The sequence below is a fragment of the Cupriavidus sp. 05T41 genome, from assembly GCF_056396525.1.
Genome location: NZ_JBFTLQ010000004.1, coordinates 142,050 through 167,939, shown reverse-complemented (window position 1 = coordinate 167,939; position 25,890 = coordinate 142,050). Strand labels below are relative to the sequence as shown.

The 25,890-nt window shown below is 66.8% G+C and carries 23 protein-coding genes; 6 read left to right on the top strand and 17 right to left on the bottom strand.

Going from position 1 to position 25,890, the window contains the following annotated elements; all coding sequences use genetic code 11:
- Positions 1-409: 409 nt before the first annotated feature.
- The 3 genes from AC1DKV_RS03765 to AC1DKV_RS03755 are packed head-to-tail and all read left to right on the top strand — an operon-like array spanning position 410 to position 2,145.
- A complete protein-coding gene (locus AC1DKV_RS03765; RefSeq protein WP_441618184.1) occupies positions 410-1,072 on the top strand; it encodes a CsgG/HfaB family protein in 663 nt (220 codons plus the stop codon).
- Positions 1,073-1,105: 33 nt separating this feature from the next.
- Positions 1,106-1,492 carry a DUF4810 domain-containing protein gene (locus AC1DKV_RS03760; protein ID WP_441618153.1) on the top strand — a complete coding sequence of 129 codons (387 nt, stop codon included), beginning with the start codon at positions 1,106-1,108 and terminating at the stop codon, positions 1,490-1,492.
- Entirely contained in the window at positions 1,489-2,145 is a 657-nt protein-coding gene (locus tag AC1DKV_RS03755; protein ID WP_441618155.1) for a DUF799 domain-containing protein, read from the top strand. Before AC1DKV_RS03760 ends, AC1DKV_RS03755 begins: the two co-directional genes overlap by 4 nt.
- A 370-nt stretch (positions 2,146-2,515) precedes the next feature.
- Here AC1DKV_RS03755 and AC1DKV_RS03750 read toward each other — a convergent pair whose 3' ends face one another.
- The 10 genes from AC1DKV_RS03750 to AC1DKV_RS03705 all read right to left on the bottom strand — a co-directional run bounded on the left by AC1DKV_RS03750 (position 2,516) and on the right by AC1DKV_RS03705 (position 15,179).
- Positions 2,516-3,058: a hypothetical protein gene (locus AC1DKV_RS03750; RefSeq protein WP_441618157.1), complete on the bottom strand. Its 543-nt coding sequence runs from the start codon at positions 3,056-3,058 to the stop codon at positions 2,516-2,518.
- A gap of 12 nt (positions 3,059-3,070) precedes the next feature.
- On the bottom strand, positions 3,071-3,883 hold the full coding sequence (locus tag AC1DKV_RS03745) for an eCIS core domain-containing protein (RefSeq protein ID WP_441618158.1): 813 nt from the start codon (positions 3,881-3,883) through the stop codon (positions 3,071-3,073).
- A gap of 726 nt (positions 3,884-4,609) precedes the next feature.
- Positions 4,610-5,473 (bottom strand): lysozyme inhibitor LprI family protein, encoded by an 864-nt coding sequence (locus tag AC1DKV_RS03740; RefSeq protein ID WP_441618160.1) that lies wholly within the window; start codon positions 5,471-5,473, stop codon positions 4,610-4,612.
- Between the two features lie 13 nt (positions 5,474-5,486).
- Positions 5,487-7,736, bottom strand: a complete 2,250-nt coding sequence (locus tag AC1DKV_RS03735; RefSeq protein ID WP_477137471.1) for a glycoside hydrolase family protein — start codon at positions 7,734-7,736, stop codon at positions 5,487-5,489.
- Between the two features lie 64 nt (positions 7,737-7,800).
- Positions 7,801-7,980 (bottom strand): hypothetical protein, encoded by a 180-nt coding sequence (locus AC1DKV_RS03730; RefSeq protein WP_477137470.1) that lies wholly within the window; start codon positions 7,978-7,980, stop codon positions 7,801-7,803.
- Positions 7,981-8,348: 368 nt separating this feature from the next.
- Positions 8,349-9,887, bottom strand: a complete 1,539-nt coding sequence (locus tag AC1DKV_RS03725) for an acetolactate synthase large subunit (RefSeq protein WP_441617385.1) — start codon at positions 9,885-9,887, stop codon at positions 8,349-8,351.
- Positions 9,888-10,017: 130 nt separating this feature from the next.
- Positions 10,018-10,830, bottom strand: a complete 813-nt coding sequence (locus AC1DKV_RS03720) for a GntR family transcriptional regulator (protein ID WP_441650443.1) — start codon at positions 10,828-10,830, stop codon at positions 10,018-10,020.
- Positions 10,831-11,032: 202 nt separating this feature from the next.
- Positions 11,033-12,073, bottom strand: coding sequence for a DUF535 family protein (locus AC1DKV_RS03715; RefSeq protein WP_477115670.1), 1,041 nt, complete (start codon positions 12,071-12,073; stop codon positions 11,033-11,035).
- Positions 12,074-12,368: 295 nt separating this feature from the next.
- Positions 12,369-13,598 (bottom strand): MFS transporter, encoded by a 1,230-nt coding sequence (locus tag AC1DKV_RS03710; protein ID WP_441650441.1) that lies wholly within the window; start codon positions 13,596-13,598, stop codon positions 12,369-12,371.
- 108 nt (positions 13,599-13,706) lie between these two features.
- A complete protein-coding gene (locus AC1DKV_RS03705; protein ID WP_441650440.1) occupies positions 13,707-15,179 on the bottom strand; it encodes an SLC13 family permease in 1,473 nt (490 codons plus the stop codon).
- 133 nt (positions 15,180-15,312) lie between these two features.
- On the opposite strand from AC1DKV_RS03705, the gene AC1DKV_RS03700 reads away from it, so the two are divergent.
- Both AC1DKV_RS03700 and AC1DKV_RS03695 read left to right on the top strand, forming a co-directional pair.
- Positions 15,313-16,098 carry an AraC family transcriptional regulator gene (locus tag AC1DKV_RS03700; RefSeq protein ID WP_441617361.1) on the top strand — a complete coding sequence of 262 codons (786 nt, stop codon included), beginning with the start codon at positions 15,313-15,315 and terminating at the stop codon, positions 16,096-16,098.
- A 104-nt stretch (positions 16,099-16,202) separates the two neighbouring features.
- The gene (locus AC1DKV_RS03695; RefSeq protein ID WP_441650439.1) at positions 16,203-17,141 is read left to right on the top strand and encodes an FUSC family protein; all 939 of its coding nucleotides are present in this window, start codon (positions 16,203-16,205) and stop codon (positions 17,139-17,141) included.
- A 25-nt stretch (positions 17,142-17,166) separates the two neighbouring features.
- Here AC1DKV_RS03695 and AC1DKV_RS03690 read toward each other — a convergent pair whose 3' ends face one another.
- Positions 17,167-18,621 (bottom strand): MmgE/PrpD family protein, encoded by a 1,455-nt coding sequence (locus tag AC1DKV_RS03690; protein WP_441650438.1) that lies wholly within the window; start codon positions 18,619-18,621, stop codon positions 17,167-17,169.
- A 338-nt stretch (positions 18,622-18,959) separates the two neighbouring features.
- On the opposite strand from AC1DKV_RS03690, the gene AC1DKV_RS03685 reads away from it, so the two are divergent.
- Positions 18,960-19,283 carry an antibiotic biosynthesis monooxygenase family protein gene (locus AC1DKV_RS03685; protein WP_441617356.1) on the top strand — a complete coding sequence of 108 codons (324 nt, stop codon included), beginning with the start codon at positions 18,960-18,962 and terminating at the stop codon, positions 19,281-19,283.
- A gap of 22 nt (positions 19,284-19,305) precedes the next feature.
- Here AC1DKV_RS03685 and AC1DKV_RS03680 read toward each other — a convergent pair whose 3' ends face one another.
- From AC1DKV_RS03680 to AC1DKV_RS03655, 6 genes are all read right to left on the bottom strand, one after another.
- Complete coding sequence (locus AC1DKV_RS03680; protein WP_477115669.1) at positions 19,306-20,463, bottom strand: CaiB/BaiF CoA transferase family protein; 1,158 nt, start codon at positions 20,461-20,463, stop codon at positions 19,306-19,308.
- 116 nt (positions 20,464-20,579) lie between these two features.
- Complete coding sequence (locus AC1DKV_RS03675) at positions 20,580-21,332, bottom strand: lipoyl protein ligase domain-containing protein (protein WP_441650290.1); 753 nt, start codon at positions 21,330-21,332, stop codon at positions 20,580-20,582.
- A 118-nt stretch (positions 21,333-21,450) separates the two neighbouring features.
- On the bottom strand, positions 21,451-22,557 hold the full coding sequence (locus AC1DKV_RS03670) for an acetoin dehydrogenase dihydrolipoyllysine-residue acetyltransferase subunit (RefSeq protein WP_441650291.1): 1,107 nt from the start codon (positions 22,555-22,557) through the stop codon (positions 21,451-21,453).
- Positions 22,557-23,573, bottom strand: a complete 1,017-nt coding sequence (locus AC1DKV_RS03665; protein WP_477137469.1) for an alpha-ketoacid dehydrogenase subunit beta — start codon at positions 23,571-23,573, stop codon at positions 22,557-22,559. The genes AC1DKV_RS03670 and AC1DKV_RS03665 overlap by 1 nt, the downstream gene beginning before the upstream one ends.
- A 62-nt stretch (positions 23,574-23,635) precedes the next feature.
- Entirely contained in the window at positions 23,636-24,634 is a 999-nt protein-coding gene (locus AC1DKV_RS03660) for a thiamine pyrophosphate-dependent dehydrogenase E1 component subunit alpha (protein ID WP_477132015.1), read from the bottom strand.
- A 45-nt stretch (positions 24,635-24,679) separates the two neighbouring features.
- The gene (locus tag AC1DKV_RS03655) at positions 24,680-25,828 is read right to left on the bottom strand and encodes an ATP-NAD kinase family protein (RefSeq protein WP_441617345.1); all 1,149 of its coding nucleotides are present in this window, start codon (positions 25,826-25,828) and stop codon (positions 24,680-24,682) included.
- Between the last annotated feature and the right edge of the window lie 62 nt (positions 25,829-25,890).

Genomic DNA, 25,890 nt, shown 5'->3' with positions numbered 1-25,890 from the left:
TGGTCCGTTGCATAAGACTGCTCTTACGACACGTCGCGGCGTGTCGCGTCGTTGCTACAAAACGCATCCATGCGAGCAGGCCATCATCGGTATCGTCTTCAAGACATGGGCGCCACGCTGCACGCCGGCCGCGAGCCCGGTGCATCGCAGCCCGGCCCGCTTGCGCCTTGATGGCTGCTTCAGTCTAGGCGATCGACGCAGAGATTTCACCGCAGCTTGCAGAGAGCCGCGCGGCCGCAGGCGCTGCGCGTTGCCCTTGTACACCCAACCGTCGAAGGGTGAGTACTTGCTTGTCGATTGCCGTTACCCTTTTCGGGTGACTGGATTTCCGCACCCGGCCCGCAAAGCGGAAATCCCTTGTTTCAAGGGGCAATCGATAGGAGAAGTCTTAGTGAAAAAAGCGAATGCAATGCATCTGCTCGGGGCGGCGGCCCTGCTGGCTCTGCTCGGTGGCTGCGCCACGGAAACATCGACCGCGCTCCCCGTGGCGAAGGTGGAAAGCGCCAGCCGCCCATACGCCGGCGTGCGCACCCCGATCGCCGTGGGCAAGTTCGACAACCGCTCCAGCTACATGCGCGGCGTGTTCTCGGACGGCATCGACCGCCTCGGCGGCCAGGCCAAGACCGTGCTGATCACGCACCTGCAGCAGACCAGCCGCTTCAACGTGCTCGACCGCGACAACATGGAAGAGATCAGGCGCGAGGCAGCCATCAAAAGCCAGGCGCAGCGCCTGAAGGGCGCCGACTACGTGATCACGGGCGACGTGACCGAATTCGGCCGCAAGGAAGTCGGCGACCAGCAACTGTTCGGCATCCTCGGTCGCGGCAAGTCGCAGGTGGCCTACGCCAAGGTCGCACTGAACGTGGTCAACATCACCACCTCGGAAGTCGTGTTCTCCAGCCAGGGCGCCGGCGAGTACGCGCTGTCCAGCCGCGAAATCATCGGCTTCGGCGGCACGCAGAGCTACGACTCCACGCTCAACGGCAAGGTGCTCGACCTCGCCATGCGCGAAGCGGTCACCAACCTGATCACCGGCATCGAAAGCGGCGCGTGGAAGCCCGGCAATCCGTAAAGCCGGTCTGATTGTCGAAGAGGAGAAGAAGCAGTGAAAGAAGTCAAAAAGCCAAAGCAGTATCGGCCGTGGCGCCTGGTGGCGCTGGCCTTGACGGGAAGCGTTCTGCTGGCCGGATGCGCGTCGCCCAAGACCCTGTACCAATGGGAAAGCTACCAGCCCCAGGTCTACCAATACTTCAAGGGCGAGCCCAAGCAGGCACAGATCGAAGCGCTCGAGCGCGACATGCAGAAGATCGTGGCCGCCGGCGCCACGCCGCCGCCGGGCTATCACGCACACCTGGGCCTGCTGTACGCCGACATCGGCAAAGACGATCAGATGGTGCAGGAATTCCAGACCGAGAAGACCCTGTTCCCCGAGTCGGCCACCTATGTCGACTTCCTGATGAAGAACGTCAAGCGGGGTGAAGAAAAGAAATGAAGCCCATGTTCAAACGCCTTTTTGCCGCCACGGCGGTCACCGTGCTGGCCGCCGGCTGCGCCGCGCCGCGACAGAACGTCGACTACGCCGCGTTCAAGGCCAGCCGCCCGCGCTCCATCGTGGTCCTGCCGCCGCTGAACGAATCGCCCGAAGTGAAGGCGACCTACAGCATGCTGTCCCAGGTCACCTACCCGCTGGCAGAGTCCGGCTACTACGTGCTGCCCGTGACGCTGGTGGACGAAACCTTCAAGCAGAACGGCCTCACCACTCCCGGCGACATCCACCAGGTCGCACCGGCCAAGCTGCGCGAGATCTTTGGTGCCGACGCCGCGCTCTACGTCACGGTATCGAAGTACGGCACCTCGTACGTGGTCATCAACAGCATCACGGTCGTCACCGCGAGCGCCAAGCTGGTCGACTTGAAGACCGGCGCCACGCTGTGGAGCGGCAGCGCGTCGGCGACGGATGATCAGGGCAACAGCGGCGGCGGGCTGATCGGCGCGCTGGTGGCCGCGGCGGTCAAGCAGGTGCTCAACAGCGTCACCGAAGCCGGGCACAAGGTAGCCGGCGTGACAAGCACGCGACTGCTGTCGGCCGGGCATCCGGGGAGCATTCTGTTCGGACCTCGGTCGCCCCGGTATGCGACGGATTGAGGTTTGCGATTGGGTTTGAGCGGTTGGGTCGAGAGGCCGCTTGAACTTTGGAGCCCCGCGGGTTGATGGACCCGCGGGGCTTTTTGTTGGTGTGCTGTCGGTGCTTGTCGCCGCGGTTCTAGAGCTTGACCTGCTCGAACTGTCCCTTGCCCGAGAAATTGAAGGGAACCTTGAAGGCTGTACCGCCTTTGATGCCTTCGGACTGCTCGATGACCCGTGGCCACCACCGCACGAGATTGTATTCGCTACACCATGCACGCTAGTGGCGAGGTTGTGCTGTCGCGAGCCGGCGCATCGAGCAAGGACGATCCGGTGCTCACACTTCCTGGCTCGCGATATCACCCATTACCCTGAGAGCTTGCAGAATTGGTTATGGCTGAGGCGTATCTGGCGGAACAATGCCATCGGCGGCCGGTGGGTTACCGATGTAACGACCACATGCGGGATACGTAGTCGTTCCGTCGGGATGGTCTACGTAGGACAGGAAGACGCGATGACCATCAGGGCGTGGTTGAACGCAGAAGATGCCAACGTATCTGCTGCCAGTCTGCCCGGTTTGACGGAATGCAAAACCATACGTGTTTCCTGCCTCAAGTGGTTTTGACCCGCCGATCTCCTTGTAGCCTCTCAATGGCCGGCCATAAAAGACGCAATCGCCGGGACGCAAGATCAAAGGCTTCATACCCGGCATTAGCTCAATGGCCCATTCTTTCGGTGGCCAGCCTGAGGCTATCTCTGCAACGGCAGCGACCTGCAATCCGATGCTCGTGCTAGCCTCCTTCGGCAAGCAGGCGACAGGAATGTCTCCCATCTGCTTGATGTCCAGTGATGGAGGCCAAAGGGAGGTATCCGCATGGCTCACGACCGGACCGCCAGCCAAAAGGCAGCTCACTACAATGCGATGAATGTTCATGGGCGCCTTGGGTTATTTCGGGAGGTGGCTCTTGTCGCGCGGGTTCACGAAGGGCGTCATGACGTTGTATAGCAACTCTGAGCTCATCTGTGGATTGTATGCATGCTGTGGCCGCCTCAGTATGCAGATCATGTAGTAGTCGGACATGATGTTGCCCTGCTGCTCCATGTTGAAGTCGCTCAGGCGACTGGTGGGTGTCAGGCTGTAGCCATAGGCGGATGCGCCTCGGCTCGTGACAGTGAGGGCATTGCGTTTGATGCCATAGCCCATCTGGTATTGCCAGACATGCGCCAGCTCATGCATGAACAACGCACGACCCCTGTCGTCGGCGCCTGCGAAGTCATCTCGGTAAATGGCCGAAGGGAAGTACATCTCCCCGTTCGGCGTGACTGCGGTTGTGGGGTCTTGCTTTCCCATGAATAACCACCAGCCGCCGTGGTGAACTCTGACCTGGGTGTAGTCAATCCCGTTGCCGAACACCGTACGTGCCATGGCAATTTCTTCCGCGGTAAGGCCGCGTTCGGTACCTTCCGGCAATGACACTGTGACTTTGGACGTCCCTACATTGTTGTTATTGGTTGTTGCGACCGAGTTGCTCTGATTGTTGATATATATCCTGTCTGTTGATCGCCCATCGCCATGTTCTGTGGCGCAACATGCTGCCTCTTGCGCAATGAGCGGCGGTGTCAACGTGAGGGAGAGGATGGAACTGGGGCGATACGTAACGATTCGTTCGGTACAGCCGTTGCTGTCAGTGACACCGGTTCGCCTGCTGCCATCATCAAGCAGGACGCTGTAAGGCAAGTGACAGGGCAGGCTCGCCATCTTTGCCTAACAGCCACAGTTGCTCATCAAAGACGGGGGGGTGGATCTGTCGTGGGCTGTACGGGAACCCGCACGGCGCGGCAGGTCAGACAATCGGGGCTTCCACATCCTGCCATGACGTTCCTCTTCTCCGTTCGCAATGGATTTCAGATGAACTATATAGGCCATCAGATGACCCATTTCAATCAGAATAATCAGAAATTCGCGGGCGTGGCTATTGCTGCTGGCGGCGACATTTCGTCGACAAGTATCTGTTTTCAACCTCCATTGGTCGCGGTGTACCTCGACCTTGGTGTAGTCGACGCGATTGCCGAACTATCCTGCGATAGTGTCTTCCGTCATGGCGATAATTTTCTATTGCACAGTATTCCCGCTGTCTCACGGCACTGTCACTGAAATTGACATTGGTACCGCTGCTGACGACCGCGCCGGCACCGTAAATTGGAATGACGATAGCCGGCAAGGACGACGGGCTTCGTGGGGCCAACTCCAAAAATATGCTGGATTCATATGCAGGGGCGGCGACTAATTGATGCCAGGCTCTGGTGCCGTGCAAGAACGGTGGGCCTTAGTGATTGGCCTGACTGCCTCGGCACTCTGACTCAGCAAGTAATAGCGTTCAGTGCATGCTGGGGGACCGTTAGCGGAGGACTCGACGTAGTACTGGGCCCGAATGAGAAGGCTATCAGGCTGAGTGACAAGGACGATTGTTACGGTTCGGCCGTCTCAAGGGACCTTTGATCTGAGCCATTCAAGTCTTTCCCTCATGGTGGCAAGAATGCATGCTTCGTTTTTGTCGCAGGCATTACGTTCTTCTAACCATGAGCGTTGTTGTTGACGTATTTCGGTCGTGGCACCTGAAATTCTCCGCTCCTGTTCTACGAGCAACTGATATCCAAAGGCGATGCTCTTATCGAGGCCGGAAAGTTCGAACGAGTGGCAAATCGCGAGCTCCGCATTGAGCTTGGTTTTGTCGCAATGGAACGACGGCGAGGGTTTTGCGTTGGAGGGGAGCTTCGACAATACCAATATTGTTTGATCATACCAGCGCATAACCATCCTTTTCTTGCTGAGAAGAAACAGCCAGGATCCAGGAGGCCCCCCGTCTGGCGAAAGATGAGGCGTAGCGATAGAGCCATTCCATACTCCAGATTTGCAGTGAATTACGATAACATCGGCTTTGAGGTTATTTGCAAGTCCCAATCTATAGTCTTTGATAGGAGAGTCGCCGGAATTAATCCCGTAGCCACCGAAACTTAACTTAATTAGGTCGTCGACTCTCAATCGCCTGAGAGTTGCAGTGGGGTTGTTGCATGCTACAACATCCTCCGAGGTGTCACTTGAGATCTTTTTGGCATTAAAATTAAAAATTCTCCATCGGAGCGACGGAGAGTTCCAGCCGTAGTGCATTGTGCGTCCGGATTCCATGTTTACGTGCACCTCTGATACCTCCCATCTTCCGGCGAGGCTTGATGGTATTGGCTCATTTTTTTTTCCCCCTGCAGCCGCAGGAAAAATCAAAATGCGGAAAAAAATTAATGCGCATAATACTAATTTTGCAAAAAAAATGATTGATGGTATGTGTTTCATTATTGGTTTTGTGCTAGCTTATTGGGGCTCCATGGTATTCATACACGCCATGAAGAAAAAGCTTTGTTTCATCTTCTCGCCTTTTTACCAGGCCGGTAGCAATCTTGCCGCCTGAGTAGATATTTTTCCTTATGATCGCCATAGCTTCTTCAATTTTTCCGTCATTTATGAACGATACAACCTTTGCCCAACTATCTCCTGGGTTGTAAGCATAAGAAGTGATGGCATCAAATTCGTTTTGATCAAGGTCGACATGAATTGCCGTTTTCACCATGTTTTCGTAGCCTGGAACTACGTGACGTAGCAACGCGAACTCCTGAGCCTCCGTCAGGATAATGAGAGCGGAATTATCCTTGGCAAATTTGAGAGCCTCACTGCCTCCCAGGCCTGATGCAGCCGAGATTGCAATCGCCGTAGATTCCTTAATACCGATGGCGACCATGTCGCGCTTTATGCTGGAGGTGCTGCGCTCTTTCATGTCGTAACCGGGCCCTAGCGTTACCCCACTCGCCCAGCCCGGCCAATGCAGTTTCTCTGAAGTCCCGGGAGTTGACTCCTGCTTGTAAATGAACCACATCCCCTTCTCTGAAAGCCGCGTTGCAGAAAATCGCATGAAGTTCCCAACCACTGCCACGGGATGGATGTGAAACACAAACGGATCGACAGGAAAACCCTCCACCCTCCCCGCCACGGCATCCCACCACACCAGCTTGGCAATCCGCGCCTTCTCGCTCTGCCACGCGGGCCGGGCTGAGCGCGGCACGTTCTTGTCCCAGGCATCCCAGCTCGCCGGGTCGGCCTTCCATTCGCTCGGGTAGCGAATGATCAGCCGCGATAGCTCGCCGAGCTTGCCGCGGCTGCGCTGGGCAGCCCGCAGTTCCCCCAGGGTCAGGCGGTGATCGGGGATGGTATCGAGGCTGGCGAAGACCTCGCGCATGGAGCCGTCGAGTTGCGCATCGGTGAGCGCCAGCTCGCCGCCCTGGAACGCAGCCATTTGGGCCGCGGTCGTGAAGATGTTGCCGTAGCCTTCGCCCGTTGGCTTGGACTCGATCAGCTTGAAGTCCACCCACTCATGCGGTGAATGCAGGGTGATGCCGGTATGGCCCACTTCCCCAGCCCAGCCGATAGCGGTGGTGGTGTCGTCGCTGATCTGCACCTGCCACCAGCGCTTGCCGGTTTCGTCCAGGGCGAAGGTGGTGGGTAGCTTAGTGGGATCCGGCGCGGCCGGCCTTGACTGCGTCAGTGTTGCAATGTCGAAGCGCTGGGGATACGGGCCGTTGATGGGACCGTTGGCGACAAACGTCAGGGGAAAAACCGGCCAGCCCTGTTCCAGATCGGCCACCAGTAGCTTGCCTCGATCGCCTTTGCCCAAGGTCGGTATTGCGTCATAGGCCGCTCTGGTGATCCACACGGGGGCACCGGCAGCCGCAGCCACCAGGATGCCCCGATAGAGCGTGGCGCCCGGCTTGCCAACGGTGCCCTGTTTGGGCGGTCGGACAATATCCCTCGCCGCATACGGCACGCCGTTGCCGTACCGGAACAGGCTCGCCTCCTTGGCGCCCTTGGGCAACGCTGCCTTGCGCTCGATCCACTGCAGGGTCTGCACCGGCCTGACCTTCACGTAGAGGGCATCCTCATGCGGAGTGCCGTCCAGCTCCACGAGGGTGTTGGCGGCAAGCAAGCCGGCCTTGGCCTCGGCCAGCACCGGGTTGCACAGTGGCGCCTTCGGCGCCACGCGCAGCAGTGTCTTCTCCTGCAACTTGGCCGATGCCGCGGCCGCCCGGCTCTTGGCGAGGAAGCCACTCAATTCAGGACCGGCAATGATCTCCTGGTGCAGGATCACCCTGTCCTGGCCAGGATCCTTGATTCGCCGGTACTCCCCCAGGTGGCCGAGCAAGGCGCCAGCCTTGATGGCGATGGCGGACTTGGGCGTGACCACGCTGTCGAAGATTTCGGGGGCCTTGCCTTGCGGCTCCAGATGGCTGAGCGGCACCCAGCCACGCTCTGCGCCGCCCAGCGGCTCGATTTGGCCAGTAGTTGGAGGGGCAATAGTGCCCTCGATCAAGCTGCGGATCCTGACCCAATTCTTGTCCGCGCTGCGTTCGACGGCGGTGAAGCGGGCTCCGCGGGGCAGGATGCCGAGGATGGTGCCCTTGGGATTGGGTAGCGAACAGATGCGCAGGCCCAAGACCGCTTGTGCGGTTGCGCCCGACGCGGCTGCCTGCTTGGGGCTGGCTTGTTTGTGATCCGCTTTCTGCGCCACGCGGTAGACGGTTGCCGGCCAGTAGTCCGGGCGCTTGACCTTGGCACCCAGGCGCTCGTAGTCGCTAAACGAGCGCAGGTAGCGTGTTGGCCATCGCCTGGACGTAGTGAATGCCGCAATGCACGCCGGAGGGGCCCAGCGGATAGAAGCCGTTGTCGGCCAGGCTGAGCGCCGTGTAGTAGAGCGCGGCGTCGCGCACCTCCTTGCCGGCCTTGTCTTTGAAGGGGAACTTGAACGAAGGCATGGTCACTCCCGTGCGCTTACGAAGCGTCCGAGAAAGACTGGGAGAACTCGCCGTCCGGCGGTCTGCCGGATGCTGGAGCGCACGCTAGCGGCGGTGAGTTACCAGCACAGGCGACGTTGAAACGCAGGGCGGAATGATTGGGCATGGCCGATCTCTTTGGAATGCCAAAGGCGATACAAGCCATGCTTCAGGTAAACAGCGCCCCCGTATATAGGCCGTTTCCCATTCATGCGGCTGAAAATTCAGAAAGCGCACGGATTTCGTCGCGGCTGGCTTCCGCGATGGCGAGATGCTGCCGCCGTCCGGCAATGGGGCCGGAGCGCGCCGGCGCGAACGTGGAGTCAGGTTCGCGCCGGCAACATGAAAAATCAAATCACCAGTTCAATCAAGAACGGCCCCGCCTTCGCATTGGCCGCCGTGAACAGCGCCGCAAACCCCTCCATGTCCACCGCGCGCGCAGCCTCCACGCCCATGCCATTGGCCAGCTTCACCCAGTCGAGATCGGGGTTGCCGATGTCGAGCATGTCGAGCGCGGTCTTGCCGGGATTGGCGCCGACACCGGCGAGTTCGCCCAGCAGGATGGCGTACTTGCGGTTGGCGAGCACCACCACCGTCACGTCGAGCTTTTCGCGCGCCATGGTCCACAGCGATTGCAGCGTGTACATGCCGGAGCCATCGGCCTGCAGCGCGACCACGCGGCGGCCGGGCGCGGCGACGGCGGCGCCGGTGGCCAGCGGCAGGCCTTCGCCGATGGCGCCGCCGGTGAGTTGCAGCCAGTCGTGCGGCGCGGCGTGCACGGTGCCGGGATAGAAGGCGCGGCCGAAGCTCACGCTTTCTTCCACCACGATGGCCTGCTCTGGCAGCAGCGCGGTCAGGGTCTGCGCCACGGCTTCGGAGGTCACGGCGCCCCTGGCGATCTCGTGCATGGAGACGGAGGCGGGCAGCGCCACGACGGGCGCGCCAAGTTCGTCGGCCAGGCGCGCCAGCGCTTCGGCGAGGTCCTGCTCGGGGCGGGCGAGCACGAAGACTTCGGCGTCTTCCGGATACGGGCGCGGCGACTTGCCGGGGTAGGCGAAGAAGGTCACGGGCGGCGGCGCGCCGACCAGGATCACGTTGCGGATGCCGGCCAGCTTGGCGCGCGCCGCGTCGCCGGAGTACGGCACGCGGTCTACGTTGAAGCGGCCACGGCCGCGCGACACGCGCGCATTGGACATCGGCGTGATCAGGCGCGCGTCGGTGGCGGCGGCGATGCGATGGGCGTCCGCCAGCGCGGCTTCGCGCAGCGCGGTGCCGGCCAGCACGATCAGCGTGGGCTGGCCGGAGCGCAGCACGCGCGCGGCCTGCTGCACGGCGTCGGGCGAGACCTTGGGCACCGGCAGCGGCGCCAGCGGGGCGGCCACCTTGCCGCCGGCGTCCCAGCACACGTCCGAGGGCAGGATCAGGCTGGCCACGCCGCCCGGCGCGGCGCAGGCCGCCTGCACGGCGGTGGCCGCATCGGCGCCGACCGAGGCAGCGTGCGTGGCGGTGCGGGTCCACACCGAAACCGGGCGCGCCCAGCCTTCGGTGTCGGCGGTCAGCGGCGCGTCGAACGGCCGGTGATAGGTAGCCTGGTCGCCGATGATGTTGATCACCGGGGTCTGCGCGCGGCGCGCGTTGTGCAGGTTGGCCAGGCCGTTGGCCAGGCCCGGGCCGCAGTGCAGCAGGGTGGCCGCGGGCTTGTCGGCCATGCGCGCGTAGCCGTCGGCCGCGCCGGTGACCACGCCTTCGAACAGGCCGAGCACGCAGCGCATGCCGGGGATACGGTCGAGGGCGGCCACGAAGTGCATTTCACTGGTGCCGGGATTGGCAAAGCAGGTGTCCACGCCGCACGCCAGCAGCGTCTTCACCAGGCTCTCGGCGCCGTTCAGTTCGCCCTGCCCGTGGTCTCCATGATTCGCCTGGTTGCGCTCGGTAGTCTGCATTTGCTTGTTTTCCGGTTGGGTTGCTGGATGGGGATGTGGATGTGAATCGGGATGCGGAATCGGGTTGCTGGCCCGCTCACGGTTGCGTGGCCGCGCGTGCCGGATAGGCCGGGGCAGCCCCCGCGCCCGGCGCGAGCAGGTCGAAATCCAGGCACACGAACTCGCTCGGGAATTCGATGCGTGCGTAGTAGACGATCACGCCGTCCACGCAGGCATGGCGGCGCAGTTCGGCCACCGGCGCGCCCACCGGCAACGCCAGCCGGGCTGCGGTTTCGGCGCCGGCGGCGATGATCGACAGGCGCTGGCGGGCGGCCGTCACCTTGAGATGCGGAAAGCGGTCCAGCACCGGCACCGAGGCGCCCTGGCGGAAGGCCTCCGGCTCGCGCGCGAACACGCTGGCCTCGATATAGACCTCGCCAAGCGCGAACGGCCGTTGCTCGATACGGTGCAGCCGGCGCAGGAAATGATAGCCCGGCGCGCGCGCGGCGCTGCATGGCAGCCCCAGTTCGTCGGGCAATGGCACCAGGCCGTCGGATTCGCTGAGCGCCTCGGTGCCGAGCCGGTCGCCTACCGCCACGGCCTGGTCCCAGCTCACGGGCAGCATCAGCGGGCGCCGCTCGCGGTAGCCGGTCTTGACGAAAGTGCCGCGCCCGCGCTCGCGGGTCAGCAGGCCCTCCTCGTCCAGCAGCGACAGCGCGTTGTGCATCGTCATGCGCGCCACGCCGAACTCGCGGCAGAGCTGTTCCAGCGAGGGGATGCGGGCGCCCGGCCGCCATTCGCCGCTCTCGATATGGCGGCGGAAGATGGTGGCAAGCTGGAGATAGACGGGCTGGCGGCTGCGCGAGAGGAGATCGCTGGCAAAGGCCGGGTTCGGCGGAGGGTTCTGCATGGGCGTCCGGGTGCGCGGGCTGGCCCGGCGGCGGCTGGCGCAGCCGTGGCTGCAAGCGAGCTACTTTAGTAAGGTCTACAAAGCTAGACTACTAGGGTTAACTAGGGGGTCGGGGCCGAGCAGGGGCCGGAAATGAAAAAAGCGCGGGATGGCTCCCGCGCTTCGCTTGCAGTCCATGTCGTGCGGCATGGCGCCGCGTGGCTCACGCCGCGAGCGCCTGCGCGTATTGCGGCGGCCTGACCTGCCTGAGGTCGGGCGCCGGGATGACCGCCGACGCCGCCACGGGCGCGGCCAGCCAGCCTTGCACCGTGGCCTGGACGCCGTCGGCCTGCGCCTGCTTGCGCCGGTAGGCCGAGCGCTTCTTGGACGGCAGTTCCATTGCATCGCGGCGCGGCAATCCGACCGGCATGCCCACGTTGCCGCCCTCAAGCACCTCGCCCCCGCACTCCATCCAGAAACTCTCGTAGTCGCACAGGATCTCGCGCGGCGTGTGGCGCTGGCGCCCGACGTGATTGGCCCGGGACACACCCACGATGCGCTGCACGTCCAGCGCGGCGGCAAAGCCCAGCAGCGCTTCCATCACTGCGTCCTTGGGGCGCAGACCGTCGCAGGCCTTGGTCGACTCGCGGATGAGGTCCCGGCTGTTCTCGCCCATCGGGCCCTGCAGGCCGCCGACGAAGATCTCCGCGCCATCCTTGCCCCGCCTGAGGTAGAAGCTGATCTGGCTCAGGCAGGTGCCGCTGGCGATGTCCTGCCAGTAGAAGGCCAGTTCGCCTTCCTTCGGATTCGGCCCGGCATCGGCCAGGCGCAGCACGTAGCGGCCCTCGCCGAAGGCACATTCCAGGCCGCCTTGCACGTAAATGCGCTCGCACAGCGCCAGCGGCACCAGCGCGTTCAAGGTCCGGTAGTGGTCCAGTACCGTGCCCATGCGCTCGCGAAAACCAAGTCCGGACACGCCCAGCGGGCGGTACGGACGCTCCAGCAGCGCCGGCTTGGCCGCGGCCACGCGCCGCATCAGCGCACACGACTCCACGGCCTGCAACCAGCCGCGCACTGCGGCGAAACGGAACGCCGAACGGCAAATCAGCTTTATCCGCTTGAAGCGCCAGCGGCCACCTTGTTGCGGATAGCAGAATGCCGCCAGCGCCGTCAGCGTAGCGAGATAGCGAAGATAGAAAAACGGCCCGAGGTTATTGAAATAACCACGGGCATGGATGGCCGACAGCCACTGAAGGCTAGACATGGGTCCCTGCACGACTTGATGCTCCCCTGTTCCTGATGCAGCTAGCCGGTATCCGGTCTTATGCTGATTGCTGCCCTTGACACGAATTTCACGAAACGGCCGGATCCGGACCAGGGGCCAGAACCGGGCAAATGTATCCATCTCGTAATAATTCGTAACGGATGGTAATACGTCTCGTTGACCGGGAGATGAAGAATCTTTGGCCGCAAGAAAAAAAGCCGGCTGATGCCGGCTGGGGGTCTCTCGGGACCTCCGGGGGGACCTTCCGGGATGCGGGGGGCTTGCTGGCCGCGACTCAGCGGTGCGCCGCCGGCCGTTGTTGCCGCTCCGTGGCGAAATACAAAACCGCCAGCACCGGCAGCCCGAACCCGATCCAGCTGGTCAGCGCCCAGCCGCCGTAGGCGAACGCCCAGGCACCCAGCGCGGAAGCAACGGCGCCACCCGTGAAGAAGATCGCCATGAAGATGCCGTTGAGCCGGCTGCGGATGGTGCCGCCGAGCGCGAAGATGGCGCGCTGGCCGACCACCAGGTTGGCGGCCACGCCGAAGTCCAGCGTGATGGCAGCCAGGGTCAGTGCCGCCAGCGCCGGCGTCGATCCCGGCGTGCCGGCCATGCCCAGCAGGAAGGCGCCAGCCGCCAGCGCCATGGCCAGCGTGGTCATGCGGCGGCCGAGTCCGCGATCGGCCGCGCGTCCGGCGAGCGGCGCCGCCACGGCGCCGGCCACGCCCGCCAGTGCGAACAGGGCGATGCCCTTCTGGCTCATGCCGAATCCGGGCCCGGCCAGCCACAGCGGCACGGTGGTCCAGAACAGGCTGAAGGCGCCGAACATGCACGCCTGATAGGCAGCCCGCCGGCGCAGCACCGGCTGGCTGCGCAGCAGTTGCCACATCGAAGCCAGCAGCGCGCCGTAGCGCACCGCCGGCGCCGGGCGGCGGTCCGGCAGCAGGCGCGCCAGCACCGTCGTCAGTACGGCCATGCCCACGGCCGAGCCGGCGAAGATGGCATGCCAGCCCCACAGGTCGGTGACCAGGCTGGACACCGGCCGCGCCAGCATGATGCCGAGCATCAGCCCGCTCATCACATTGCCCACCACCTGGCCGCGCGCATGCTCGGGGGCCAGGTGCGCGGCGAACGGCACCAGCACCTGGGCCGCCACCGAGCTGAGCCCGATGCACACGGCCGCCGCCAGGAACACGCCGGCATGGCCGGCCAGGGCCGCGGCGGCCAGCGCCACCGCGCTGGCCGCCAGCAGCGTGCAGATCAGCCGGCGGTTTTCGATGATGTCGCCCAGTGGCACGATCAGCAGCAGGCCGACGCCGTAGCCGGCCTGGATCACGGTCACGATCAGGCCGGCGGCCTGCGGCGACAGCCCCAGCGCATGGCCGATCGGGCCGACCAGCGGCTGGGCGTAGTACAGATTGGCCACGATCAGGCCGCAGGCGGTCGCCAGCAGCAGCGTCATCCAGCTCGCGCCGCCCACGGGGCCCGCCTGCGCTGTCGCCGCGCAGTCCGCTCTTGTCGTCATGATCGTATTCCTGCAGCTGACCTCGGCCGGCGCCCGATACGGGTTAACCAGAGGTCGAAGGGCGTGATCATGCCTCAGATGGCGCAAGCTTGCAGGCGGCGGTCCGGCTCACGGCAGGTAGCCCAGCAGCCGCCACCAGACATAGTCCAGCGGCATCAGCACCAGCAAGGTCGGCACGGCCAGCGCCAGGCACAGCCGGGTGCCTGCGCGCAGCCCCACCCCGCCAAGCTGCATGGCGATCACGATGGGCGGCGACTGATAGGGAAAGAACACCGTGGAAAAGACCGGCACCTGCAGCATCAGCACGGTTTCCAGCGGCAGGCCGGTGGCCTGCGCCAGTTCCCTGGCCAGCGGCGTCAGCACCGCCGGCAGGCCCGGCAGCGTGGTCACCAGCCCCAGGGCCGCGCCCACCGCGCCGAGCGCCGCCACATTCGCGGCGTTATGTCCCGGCGACAACGGCAGCCACTGCAGCAAGGCCTTGCTGATGGCCGTGCCCAGCCCGGTCGACTCCACCACCGCACCCAGGCCGAGGAAGCCGGCTACATAGATCAGCGGCGTCAGGTGCACCTGCTCGGCCAGCATGCGCGGCGACACCAGCCCCACGCCCGGCAGCAGGCACACGATGCAGGCCGCCAGCGAAATCCAGGCAGGCGAGATACCGTGCAGCGCATCGGTGGCAAACCCGGCCACGGCCAGCGCCAGGATCGCCGCCAGCACGGTCTCCTGCCGGCCCGGCGTGCCCAGGTCCTGGGGCGGCAGCGCGGCGAGCTGCCCCTTCTCCGGGAACAGCCGGCACACCAGCCACACCAGCAGCACGGTCTTGAGCGCGCCGAGGATGGGGAAATGCAGCAAGAGATAGCTGCCGTAGCTCAGGTTCACGCCGTACAGCGAACTCGCCGCGCCGAGCAGCACGCTATTGGGGATATTGGCCGGCAGGATGGTGGTCGGCGGCATATAGCTGGCCGCGGCCACCGTGAGCACCATGCCGATGCGGCCGTTGGAGCCGGGGCCATAGCCCAGGCGGTCGGCCAGCGCCAGCACGATGGGCATCAACAGCAGCACCCGCCCGGTGGTCGACGGCATCAGGAAGGCCAGCCCGACCGCGCTCAGCGCCACGGTGGCGATCACCTGCCGGTAGCTGCCCACCCGCCCACGGAAGATGATCGCCGCCAGGCGCTGCGCCAGCCCGGTCTGGCGCAAGGCCACGCCGGTCACGGCGCCGCCGAACATCAGCCACCAGGCGGTGGAGGTAAAGCCGGAGAACACCACCGGGGGCGGCGCCACGTGCAGCAGGACGGCGCACAGGAAGAACAGCAGCGTGGTGGTGGGCTCGGGCAGCACGCCGAGCGCCCAGCAGCACACCGTGGACAGCACCAGCGCCGCCGCCAGGACAAGCGGGCCGGGCGCGCCGAGGGCGTGCCCCGCCAGCCAGACCGCGGTGACGCATACGGCAATGACGGCGGCGGCGCGCGCGCTGTCGGAGAGATTGCCGGCTTGCGGCGGGCTGGGCGCGGGCTTCGGCGGGGCCGCGGCGGCTGCGCCGGCCGCGGGATAGCCTGGCTGGGGGCTGGTATGGCTCATGGGGGCGAACTCCGGGGTGCCTTGGGATGTGCGCCATGCTAGGGCGATGCGCCGTGGCCGGGTTACACTTTCCGGGCAAGTTCTTACGAATTCCAGCCACCATCGGCAATCCGGTTCCATCACTTCGCCCCGCATGCCACGTCCGACTTACCAGCCCATACCGCTGACCGAGCCCACCGCCGAACAACCGGTCATCGTGCACCTGCGCCTGCCGCCACCCAATGCGATCATTCGCCGCCACCGGCATGCTTGGGGCCAGGTCTCCCTGCCGCTGCGCGGCAGCATGCGCGTGACCGCGGCCGGCACCACCTGGGTGGTGCCGGCCATGCGCGCGGTATGGATCCCGCCGGACGTGGAGCACGAGGTGGTCACGCTGGGCGACGCCGCGCTGCATGCCTGCTATGTGCTGCCGGCGGCGTCGCCGCTGTCGTTGTCCACCTGCACGGTGCTGGAGGTGTCGGCGCTGATGCGCCAGTTGCTGGTCACGCTGGCCGATGCCGCCCGGCTCTCGCCGCGCCGGCGCCAGCTCAGCGCCGAACTTCTGCTCGAGGAACTGCGGGTGGCGCCCACCCTGTGGCCAGGGCTGGCGCTGCCCACCGACCGACGCCTCAAGGCGCTGTGCGATGCGCTGATGGAAGCCCCCGGCTCGGCCCTGAGCCTGGCGCAATGGGCGGCGCACACAGGCGCCAGCGAGCGCACGCTGGCGCGCCTGTTCCGCACCGAGCTGCACACCAGCTTCGCGGCCTGGCGCCAGCAGCTGCGCCTGGCCCACGCGGTCGACCTGATGAGCCGTGGCAAGCCGCTGGCCCATGTGGCGGCGGAAACCGGCTACGCCAATGCCGGGGCCTTCTCCACCATGTTCCGCCGCGCCCTGGGACAGGCACCGCGCGACTTCCTCGCGCACCGGGCCGAAGCGTAGACGGGACCGCCAGGGGACGGCAGCCGGGCATGGACGAGCGCCACCGAAACCGGGTAGATTCGCCTGCGTATCAACGTATGCGGCCAAGCTCGCGGAGGCAGCCTTTGGGCGAGAAAACACATCTGGGACGCGCCATCCACTGGTCCGCCGGTCCGCAGGCACATGCCGGCGAGATGCTGGCCGCCGGCCTGGGCATGGCCGCACCGCTGCTGCTGGCCGGCGCCATGGGGCACCAGCCCCTCGGCCTTGCCGCGGCGCTTGGCAGCCTGGCCATCGGTTCCGGCACCACGCCGGCCGCGCCGGGCAGCGAAGCGGAGATGGCCCGCAGCGCCGGCGCCCAGGCGCGCGAACTGGCCGCGTTGCTGGCGCCGTTCGCTGCGGCGGCGGCCGTTGCCGCGGCCTGCTCCGGCCATGGCGCGGCCAGCGACGCCATCGTCATCCTGCTTGCCGTCGCGGCCGCGGCCATCGGGGCCTATAGCCGCCCGCTCGCCGTTGCCTCGACGCGCTTGCTGCTGTTCCTGGTCATCGCCGCCAATAGCGCAGGCGCGGCGCCGTACCGCGGCGGCTTCCTGCTGCTCGCGCTGGCCGGCGCGCTCGCCGCAGCCGCCGCGCTGCGCTGGCTGTTTCCCGGCCATCACTTCGACTGGATCGCGCTGACGGTGGCCCTGCTGATCCAGCGCCAGCCCGGACTGCCTTCGCTCAAGACCACGCAGCGCGTAGGCGGCACCGTGCTGGGTGTGCTGCTGGCCGCCCTGCTGCTCGGCCACCAGCTGCCGGCCTGGGTCATCGCCGTCAACGCCGGCTGGCTGGCCGGCATGCGGCCCCTGCTGCGCAGCCGCAACTACCTCGCCTACTCGGCGGCGATGACGCCGCTGATGGTGCTGATCACGGGCGCGGGCAATGCGTCCACGGCCGGGGCCATGAGCGGCATGCTGGCCGACCGCGTGGCGGCGACCGTGATCGGCGCCGCCCTTGTCATCCTCGCCGACGGCGTTGCGCTGCGCCTGCTGGCGAAGCCGCTCAGCCGAACCTCGCCAGGTTGAGCGCGGGCAGCGAGCCGCCCGGTCCTTACTCGAAGGCGCTCTTCACCGGCGGCGCCAGCAGGGCCAGCAACTCGCGCACATCGTCCAGCTGTTCGAGGTTCATCACCATGGCTTCGATGTCGGACTGGCGCTTTGCATCGATCAGGCCGCCGGTCAGCGCGCGGTACTTCATCGCCACCTCGGCATTGGACTGCGGCGACTCGATGGCGCGCGACATCTGCCGGTTGATCTCGATGCGCTGACCGTCCGTGAAGGTGACCGCCAGGCGCACGCGCCCGCGGCCATGCTGGCCGGCGGCGTCGAACCCGGGATCGTGCCTGACCGCGATGCGCGGCAGCAGCGCCCAGACATCGTCGGCGTCGATGCGCGAAGGAGCGAACTGCGGCACCAGCGCGGCGCCGTCGAGCACCGCCACCGCCAGCGCGTAGCCGATGTTCATCTGCGCGCCGATCGGCGTGAGCGGGCGCTCCGGCACCCACCAGCCGTGGTGGTAGACGGCGTGCGACACGTCGACCTCGATGCGCGCGATCTGCTCCGCGCGCAGCGCGCGCTGCGCGCCCACGTCGAACAGCGCGTCCAGCGGCGCGTGGATGCCGCCCATGGCCGCATATGGCTTGATCACGATGCGCTCGACTTCCCAGCGCTCGCCCAGGCCATCGGTGATCTGCGACGCATCGGGCGCATGCCCTTCGCCGAAGGTGGAGAGAAAGCCGCCGTACTCCCGCTCGAACACGCGCTTGATGCCCGTGTAGCCGCCCGCCGCCAGCACCGCCGCATAGAAGCCGTTGCGCGCGGAAAAGCCGTGGTGCATGCGCTTGCACATGGCCTCGTACTGCGCAGCCATCAGCCCGGCCGACTGCGTGCCCGCCAGCCCCAGCGCATCCTCGAAGCGGGCGGCGTCCAGGCCCAGCAGCTTGCCCACCGCGGCGGCGGCCGCGTGCGTGCCGAACACCGAGCCGGAATGCCAGCCGCGCGAGAGCATCTGCCCGCCGTGCAGCGCCATGCCCACGCGCGGCCCGACCTCGTAGCCGGCCAGGGCCGCCTGCAGGAATTCGCGGCCGCTCACGCGTTGCTCGCCGGCTGCCGCCGCCCATAGCGCCGGCAACACCAGCGAGGCGCTGTGTAGCGGGCCTAGCGGATGATAGTCGTCGAGCTCGAAGCCCTGGATGAAGGTGCCGTTAAGCAGCGCCGCGCCCGGCGCGCTGGTGCCCGCGCCCCAGCCCACGATGGTGTGGCTGCCCTGGCCTTCGGTCTTGCGCACGATTTCCACCGCGGTGCGCGACCACGGCAGCCGGGCGCCGACGATGGCGCAGGCGATGCCGTCCAGCGTCAGCGCCTTGGCGCGCTCGCGGGCCTTCTCCGGTGCATGCGCCAGGTCGAAGCCGGCGAGCCAGAGCGCGAGCCGGCCGGTAGGGCCGGCCGGATCGGTGGGGGCCTGGGCCTGGGACTGCGGTTGCGGTTGTGATTGCTGTTGGGACATGGCAGGGCGGAGTGATCGCACGGAGCGGTTGGACGGAGCGGGTGACGGGAACGGACCAAGCTTGCGCTGGCCGTGTCCGCCCAGCACAGTACTGTTGTTATGTGTTTATATTCTAGGTACAACCGTTCCTGCCTTGCAAGCGATTTTTTTGCGCCGATGCCTGGGCACGGCCGCGCGCGGGCATTCCGCTCCGGCGTGGCGGAGGGAAAGGAAACGGAACGCGGAACGCGGAAGGGAGGAAAAGCCGGAAGCGGTGCGCTAACGGGACGCACCGGCACCGCGGCGTGCTTGATAGAATCGGCCAGTCAGCGCCCTGACCCCACGATACGAGGCCCCCGATGCCCATCGCAGACACCAAAGCCACGCCCTACTACGCAGTGATCTTCACCTCCATCCGCACCGATGCCGACGGCGGCTACGGCGCCATGGCCGACGCGATGGAAGCCTCCGCATCGCAGCAGCCCGGCTTTCTCGGCGTCGAGTCGGCGCGCGAGGAAATCGGCATCACGGTGTCGTACTGGGAGAGCCTCGAAGCGATCGCCGCATGGAAGCGCGACGCCGCGCACCTGATGGCGCAGAAGCTCGGCCGCGAACGCTGGTACGAGGCGTACAAGACGCGCATCTGCAAGGTCGAGCGCGACTACGAGTTCGCGCGGCCCTGAGGCGCCGCGGCCAACCCCAGGCTCAAATGCTCCCGTCCCGCCGCAGCGCGGCAACGACGCCCGCGTCCACACCCCATTCACGCAGGATCGCCTCGCTATCCGCGCCAGCCTCGACCGGCGCCCGGGGCACGCCGGCCGGCGTGCGGCTAAAGCGCGGCGCCGGCGCCGGCTGCACCACCCCCTCGATCTCCAGGAAAGTCTCGCGCGCGCGGTTGTGCGGGTGTGCGGGAGCTTCGTCCCAGTCCAGGATCGGCGCGAAGCAGGCATCGCTGCCTTCGAGCAATTCGCACCATTCGTCGCGCGTGCGCGTGAGGAACATTTCTGTCATGCGAGCCTTGAGCGCGGGCCACTGGCGTTTGTCCAGCTGCGCATCGAAGGCCGGGTCGTCCAGGCCGCAGCGCTCGCGCAACAGCGCGTAGAACTGCGGCTCGATGGCGCCCACCGCCACGTACTTGCCGTCGGCGCAGGCATAGGTGTCGTAGAAATGCGCCGCGCCATCGAGCAGGTTGTCGCCGCGCTTGTTGGTCCAGCGGCCGGCGGCCTTGAAGCCGTACATCATGGCGCCGAGCAGCGCGGTGCCGTCGGTCATGGCGGCGTCCACCACCTGCCCCTTGCCGGACTGGCGCGCCTCGTTGAGCGCGCACATCACGCCGAACGCCAGCAGCATGCCGCCGCCGCCGAAATCGCCGACATAGTTGAGCGGCACCGCGGGCGGCTCGCCCGCGCGGCCGATGGCGTGGAGCGCGCCGGCAATGGCGATGTAGTTGATATCGTGGCCGGCGGCCTGCGACAGCGGCCCGTACTGGCCCCAGCCGGTCATGCGGCCGTACACCAGCGCCGGGTTGCGCGCCAGGCAGGCCTCGGGGCCCAGGCCCAGGCGCTCCATCACGCCGGGGCGGAAGCCTTCGATCAGCACGTCGGCTTTCGCGATCAGGTCCAGCACCACCTGCGCCGCGCCGGGCTTGCGCAGGTCGATGGCCAGCGAGCGCTTGCCGCGCGCGGTCACGTCGCAGCGCGCGCGGCCGGCGCTGGTGGCGGCCGGCTCGCCCGCGGCGGCGGGCCTGGGCCGGTCGATGCGGATCACCTCGGCGCCCTGGTCGGCCAGCATCATCGCGCAGAACGGCGCCGGGCCGATCCCTACCATCTCCACCACCTTCAGTCCTGCCAAGGGTCCCGCCATATCCTGTCTCCGGTTGTCTGTGTCCGGGTGCGCCCCGGATGTGCCTTGGCGGGCAGTTTGCCACGGGCGCCGGGCGGGCGAATCGTCAATAGCGACGAATCGGGCTGCCGGTGACGTCAGATGCCGGGCACGGCGAAAGCCGGGGGGTTGGCGCGAAGCGCGTGCCGCAGCGCGTCCGCGGTCAGCTCCGGCAGCCCGGCGGGCACGGCGAGCCCGTCCTGCGCCAGCGCGCCGGCCACGCTCACCACCTTGTCGGCACGGTACTGGCGCCCGCTGCCGATGGCGGCCTCGAACGCGTTGGCGCGCTGGTTGATCTCTTCCGGGTCGGCGCTGACCAGCAGCACGGCGTGGGCCAGCACCACGTGCAGGCTCGCATCGGCCGCGCCGGCCACGCGGCGCCAGTACTGCGCCGTGCCGGCAATCTTGCGCGCGTCCGCGGCCGGGCCCCAGGCCAGGTTGAAGCGGCCGTCGCAAAAGGAGCCGTCCACGGCCTGCCAGTGCGTGCGCAGCCCGAGCTGCGACAGCGCGCCGGCCAGCACTTCGCACAGGTGCAGGTAGACCGCCTCGGCATGCGTGCCGGCGCCGCCGCGCACCGGATAGGCCAGGCTCAGGTTGAGGATGCCCGGACCCTGCGGCACCAGTCCGCCGCCGGACAGCCGCAGCCACACCGGGCAGCCGCGCGCGGCAAAGGCGCTGCGCCCGGCCTCGAGTTGCGCGTGGCGCAGGTAGCTGCGCGGCACCACCAGCGACACTGGTGCCTGCCAAAGGTGCGCCAGCCAGCGGCCGGCGGCGGCCTGCTCGAGCATGGCCTGCTCGGCGCGCAGCGGATCGGGATCGGTGGGGTCGGGAGTGAGGTAGGCGAAGGACATGGGTTGCATCGTGACGACGTTGCACAAGTACCGCCGGCCAATACTGCCACGTCCCCGCCGAGATACAAAGATGGCCAGGCGCTGCCACGGCGGCCACGCCCGGACCCAACGCCAGGCTTCACCCTCCCAGGTGCGCCTTCAGCAAGGCATTGAACTCATTGGCCCGCTCCATCTGACTCATATGCCCGGTGTCGTCGAAGACCTTGACGGTCGCCTGCGCCGGCGCGTTGCGCGCATGCGAGGCCGGCACGATGCGGTCCTGCGCCCCCCACACCACCAGCACCGGCTTGCCGCCGAGCTTGCGCCCCGGCTGCTCGGTCTGCCGGCCGCCACCGAACAGGCTCTCGCCCAGGCTCGCCAGCGCCTGCGTCACGCCGTCCAGGCGCTTGTACTTCAGGAGATCGTCCAGCATCTGGCGGCTGACCAGCCCGGTATCGGCGAACAGCTGCTCCACCACCGGCTTGAGATCGCGCCGCGACTGCGCGCTGACGAAGCCTTCGGTGTAGCCATTGTTGATCTCGTCGCCGAAGCCGACCGGCGAGATCAGCGCCAGCGAGCGCACCCGCTGCGGCGCGTCCACCGCCAGTTGCGTGGCCACGCCGCCGCCCATCGAATGGCCCACCAGGTGGGCCTGGCCGATATCCAGCGCATCCATGAACTGCGCGACAAAGCCCGCCAGCGCGGCCAGCGTGGTGCCGGGCAGCCGCGGCGTGGACTGGCCATGCGCGGGCAGGTCCAGCGCCACCACGGTATGGGTGCCGGCCACCGCATCGAGATTGAACAGCCACGCGTCGAGGTCGCCGCCGAAGCCGTGCAGGAAGAGCACGGTCTCGGCGCCCTCGCCGCGCTTCGCGTAGCGCACGCGGATGCCGTCGATATCGATGAACTGATAGGCGGCCGCCGCGGCAGCGTCATCGTCCTCATCCGCCGCCGGGGTCTCGTAGGCGGCCACGTAGGCATCGATCTCCGCGTCGCTGACCCCGGCGGGCGCCAGCACGCCGAGCAGGGCCTTCACCGGCAGCACATCGCCCACCGCCGCCACCTTGCGGCGCAGCGTGCCGGCGTCGGGCGCTTCCACCGCGTTGGCGATCTTGTCGGTCTCCACGTCGAGGATGGGCATGCCCACGGTGATCTGCGCGCCCTCTTCCACCAGCCAGTCGTTGACGGTGCCTTCTTTCATCGACAGGCCCCATTTGGGCATGACGATCGGGGTGATCTCGGCCATCAGTGTTTCCCTCCTTTCACGGTCTTGCGCGCGGCATCGGCGATCTGCGCCGCGCTGGGGATGTAGAGGTCTTCCAGCGCGGGCGAGAACGGCACCGGCGTGTGCAGCGGGCACACCATCTCGATGCCGGCCTTGAGCGCGCCGAAGGCTTGCTGCGCGACCTGGGCGGCGATGTCGGTGGCGATATTGCAGCGCGGGCTGGCTTCGTCCACCACCACCAGGCGGCCGGTGTTTTCCACGGTCTCCAGCACGGTGTCGATATCGAGCGGCGAGAGCGTGCGCAGGTCCACCACCTCGGCCTCGATGCCTTCCTTGGCCAGCGTGGCGGCGGCTTCCAGCGCGCGGTGCACCATCAGCCCGTAGGTGACGATGGACACGTCCTTGCCGTCGCGCACGATATTGGCTTCGCCGAACGGGATCGCATACGAGTTCTCCGGCACCTCGCCTTCGAAGCCGTACAGGTTCTTGTGCTCGCAGAAGATCACCGGGTCGTTGTCGCGGATGGCCTGGATCAGCAAACCCTTGGTGTCGTACGGCGTGGACGGGCACACCACCTTGAGCCCGGGGATATGCGTAAACAGCGGCGTGAGCATCTGGCTGTGCTGGGCCGCCGCGCGGAAGCCCGCGCCCACCATGGCGCGGATCACCACCGGGGTCTCGGCCTTGCCGCCGAACATATAGCGGAACTTGGCCGCCTGGTTGAAGATCTGGTCGAAGCACACACCCATGAAGTCGATGAACATCAACTCCGCGATCGGGCGCATGCCGCAGGCCGCCGCGCCGATGGCCGCGCCCACGTAGGCGGACTCGGACAGCGGCGTGTCCAGCAGGCGGTCGCCGTGCTTGGCGTAGAGGCCCTTGGTGACGCCGAGCACGCCGCCCCAGGCGTCTTTCTCGCCGTCCGCGCCGGCGCCGCCGACGATATCCTCGCCGAGCATGATCACGCTCGGGTCACGGGTCATTTCCTGGTCGATCGCCTCGTTGATCGCCAGCTTCATGCTGAGTTTGCGGGACATGGTTTGGTCTCCTGTTCGTGCTGTTCGTGCTGTTCGTTCGTGCGGTCCGGTCTGCGCCGCGCTCAGTAGCTGACGTACACGTCGGTCAGCAGGTCGGCGGCGGTCGGGAACGGCGCGGCCTTGGCCTGCTGCACCGCGTCTTCGATCAGCGCGGCGACCTGTTCGTCGATGGCCTTGAGCTCCTCCGGCGCGATCACGCCGGCCTGGGTCACGGTGGCGGAGAACTTCTTCAGGCAGTCCTTGTTGGCGCGGATGTCGTCGAGCTCGCCGCTTGCGCGGTAGGTCTGCGCATCGCCTTCGAAATGGCCGTAGAAGCGCACCATCTTGCATTCGAGCAGGGCCGGGCCGCCGCCTTCGCGGGCGCGCTTGATGACTTCGCCGGCAGCCTCGTGCACGGCGAAGAAATCGGTGCCGTCCACGGTCACGCCGGGAATGCCGAAGCCGGCGGCGCGGTCCACATAGCTGTCCACCGCGGTGCCGTAGTCGCGCGCGGTCGATTCGGCGTATCCGTTGTTCTCGATCACGAAGATGACCGGCAGGTTCCATACGGCGGCCAGGTTCAGGCTCTCCAGGAAGGTGCCCTGGTTGGAGGCGCCGTCGCCGGCGAAGGTGATGCCGATCTCGCCCTTGCCGCGGAACTTGGCCGCCAGCGCGGCGCCGCAGATCAGCGGCGCGCCCGCGCCGAGGATGCCGTTGGCGCCCATCATGCCCTTGGACAGGTCGGCGATATGCATGGAGCCGCCCTTGCCGTTGCACGAGCCGCCCTTGCGCCCGTAGATCTCCTTCATCATCGCCACCGGGTCCACGCCCTTGGCGATGCAGTGGCCGTGGCCGCGGTGCGTGCTGGCGATGCGGTCGCCGTCGCCGAGGTGATGCAGGATGCCAACGCCGGCGGCTTCCTCGCCGGCATAGAGGTGGACGAAGCCGGGGATGTCGCCGCGGCCGAAGTCCACGTGCAGCCGCTCCTCGAAATCGCGGATGGTGCGCATGCGGCGGTAGACGGCGAGCAGGTCTTCCTTGCCGAGGGGCAGCGTGTTCTGGCTGCTTGAGGTTGTCGTCATGTCTGTCTCCTTCACGGTTTTTGCAGTGGCGGTATGTGAGCGGGGTTACGACTGAGGGTGCGGATGCGGGTGCGGGTACGGCTGCGAGACTGGCCGGGACGCCAGGGGCGGCGCCGCATGCGAAGGCGGCGCCTGCGCGCTCGGCGCGCGGCCGCCGCGCATCAGCCCGGCGGCGGCGGCGTAGCGCATGCAGGCCGCCACGTCGATGCTGAGGAAGGCGCGCTCGCGCAGCGTCACGGTGACTTCGTCTTGCTCGCCGAACACCAGCTCGCGCTCGCCGTCCAGCGCGACGACGCCGCTGCGCTGGCGCACGCGGTGCGGCACGCCGTCGGTCAGGCGCTCCCAGCCTGCGATGGGCACCGCGCTGAGCAAGCCAGGCGCGATCGGCGCGCGCAGTTCGAAGCGGCCTGCGCCGGCAGCCGCCAGCTCGATGGCCAGCCCGCCGGATTCGTGCCGGCCCACCGGGTCGAGCAGGCCGCCGATGGCGGACAGGCCGATGGCCTGCGGATCGGCGAAGGCGAGGTACACGGCGCCCAGCGTCTCGGTCTTCCACAGGGCGCGCGCGCCGATGAAGTGCTCGTGGGAGATGACCGCATCCACCAGCGCAATATCGCGGCGCACCTCGTTCGTGCCGGCGATGCAGATGTCCAGCCGCTTGTTGCCGGCCAGCGAGTGCGCCGCCGGAATGCGCCCGCTGGCGAACAGGCCGGTGGCGAGCCCGGTGATGGTGGCCTCGCGCATTTCGGGATAGGCGTTGTTGGTGCCGGTGGAGATGCCGGCGATCGGCACGTCGCCGCATTCGCGCACCACGGCGCGGTGGGTGCCGTCGCCGCCGAGCACGATGATGGCGGACACCCCCGCTTCGCGCAGCATGCGCGCGGCCAGGAAGGTGTCGTCCACGCGGGCGGTGACCGGCATGTCGAGGTACTCCACCCCGGGCAGCGCTGCGTCCGGCCCCTGGCGACGCGCGAGGTGCCGCGCCAGCAGCACGCGCATGCCCTCGCGGTCCGGCATCATCAGCACGCGACCCACGCCGCAGGCGGCCAGCGCGGCCAGCAGGCGCAGCACGATATTGACGCGGTCGGCCAGTTGCAGCGTGTTGGCGTTGGCGATCACGCGGCGGATATCGCGCGCCGAGACCGGATTGGCGATGATGCCCACCAGGGGCCGTTCGGCCAGCGTCTGCTCACCCATGCGTGTCTCCTGCCGTCTTGTCTTGTGACAGGCATATCGCAATGGGCGTGCCACCCGCCGGA

Excerpts from the sequence above, each read along its gene's own strand:
- AC1DKV_RS03765 (WP_441618184.1), top strand. The coding sequence starts at position 410 with ATGCATCTGCTCGGGGCGGCGGCCCTGCTGGCTCTGCTCGGTGGCTGC.
- AC1DKV_RS03755 (WP_441618155.1), top strand. The coding sequence starts at position 1,489 with ATGAAGCCCATGTTCAAACGCCTTTTTGCCGCCACGGCGGTCACCGTG.
- AC1DKV_RS03750 (WP_441618157.1), bottom strand. The coding sequence starts at position 3,058 with ATGAACATTCATCGCATTGTAGTGAGCTGCCTTTTGGCTGGCGGTCCG.
- AC1DKV_RS03745 (WP_441618158.1), bottom strand. The coding sequence starts at position 3,883 with ATGGCGAGCCTGCCCTGTCACTTGCCTTACAGCGTCCTGCTTGATGAT.
- AC1DKV_RS03740 (WP_441618160.1), bottom strand. The coding sequence starts at position 5,473 with ATGAAACACATACCATCAATCATTTTTTTTGCAAAATTAGTATTATGC.
- AC1DKV_RS03730 (WP_477137470.1), bottom strand. The coding sequence starts at position 7,980 with ATGCCTTCGTTCAAGTTCCCCTTCAAAGACAAGGCCGGCAAGGAGGTG.
- AC1DKV_RS03720 (WP_441650443.1), bottom strand. The coding sequence starts at position 10,830 with ATGCAGAACCCTCCGCCGAACCCGGCCTTTGCCAGCGATCTCCTCTCG.
- AC1DKV_RS03715 (WP_477115670.1), bottom strand. The coding sequence starts at position 12,073 with ATGTCTAGCCTTCAGTGGCTGTCGGCCATCCATGCCCGTGGTTATTTC.
- AC1DKV_RS03710 (WP_441650441.1), bottom strand. The coding sequence starts at position 13,598 with ATGACGACAAGAGCGGACTGCGCGGCGACAGCGCAGGCGGGCCCCGTG.
- AC1DKV_RS03705 (WP_441650440.1), bottom strand. The coding sequence starts at position 15,179 with ATGAGCCATACCAGCCCCCAGCCAGGCTATCCCGCGGCCGGCGCAGCC.
- AC1DKV_RS03700 (WP_441617361.1), top strand. The coding sequence starts at position 15,313 with ATGCCACGTCCGACTTACCAGCCCATACCGCTGACCGAGCCCACCGCC.
- AC1DKV_RS03690 (WP_441650438.1), bottom strand. The coding sequence starts at position 18,621 with ATGTCCCAACAGCAATCACAACCGCAACCGCAGTCCCAGGCCCAGGCC.
- AC1DKV_RS03685 (WP_441617356.1), top strand. The coding sequence starts at position 18,960 with ATGCCCATCGCAGACACCAAAGCCACGCCCTACTACGCAGTGATCTTC.
- AC1DKV_RS03680 (WP_477115669.1), bottom strand. The coding sequence starts at position 20,463 with ATGGCGGGACCCTTGGCAGGACTGAAGGTGGTGGAGATGGTAGGGATC.
- AC1DKV_RS03675 (WP_441650290.1), bottom strand. The coding sequence starts at position 21,332 with ATGTCCTTCGCCTACCTCACTCCCGACCCCACCGATCCCGATCCGCTG.
- AC1DKV_RS03670 (WP_441650291.1), bottom strand. The coding sequence starts at position 22,557 with ATGGCCGAGATCACCCCGATCGTCATGCCCAAATGGGGCCTGTCGATG.
- AC1DKV_RS03665 (WP_477137469.1), bottom strand. The coding sequence starts at position 23,573 with ATGTCCCGCAAACTCAGCATGAAGCTGGCGATCAACGAGGCGATCGAC.
- AC1DKV_RS03660 (WP_477132015.1), bottom strand. The coding sequence starts at position 24,634 with ATGACGACAACCTCAAGCAGCCAGAACACGCTGCCCCTCGGCAAGGAA.
- AC1DKV_RS03655 (WP_441617345.1), bottom strand. The coding sequence starts at position 25,828 with ATGGGTGAGCAGACGCTGGCCGAACGGCCCCTGGTGGGCATCATCGCC.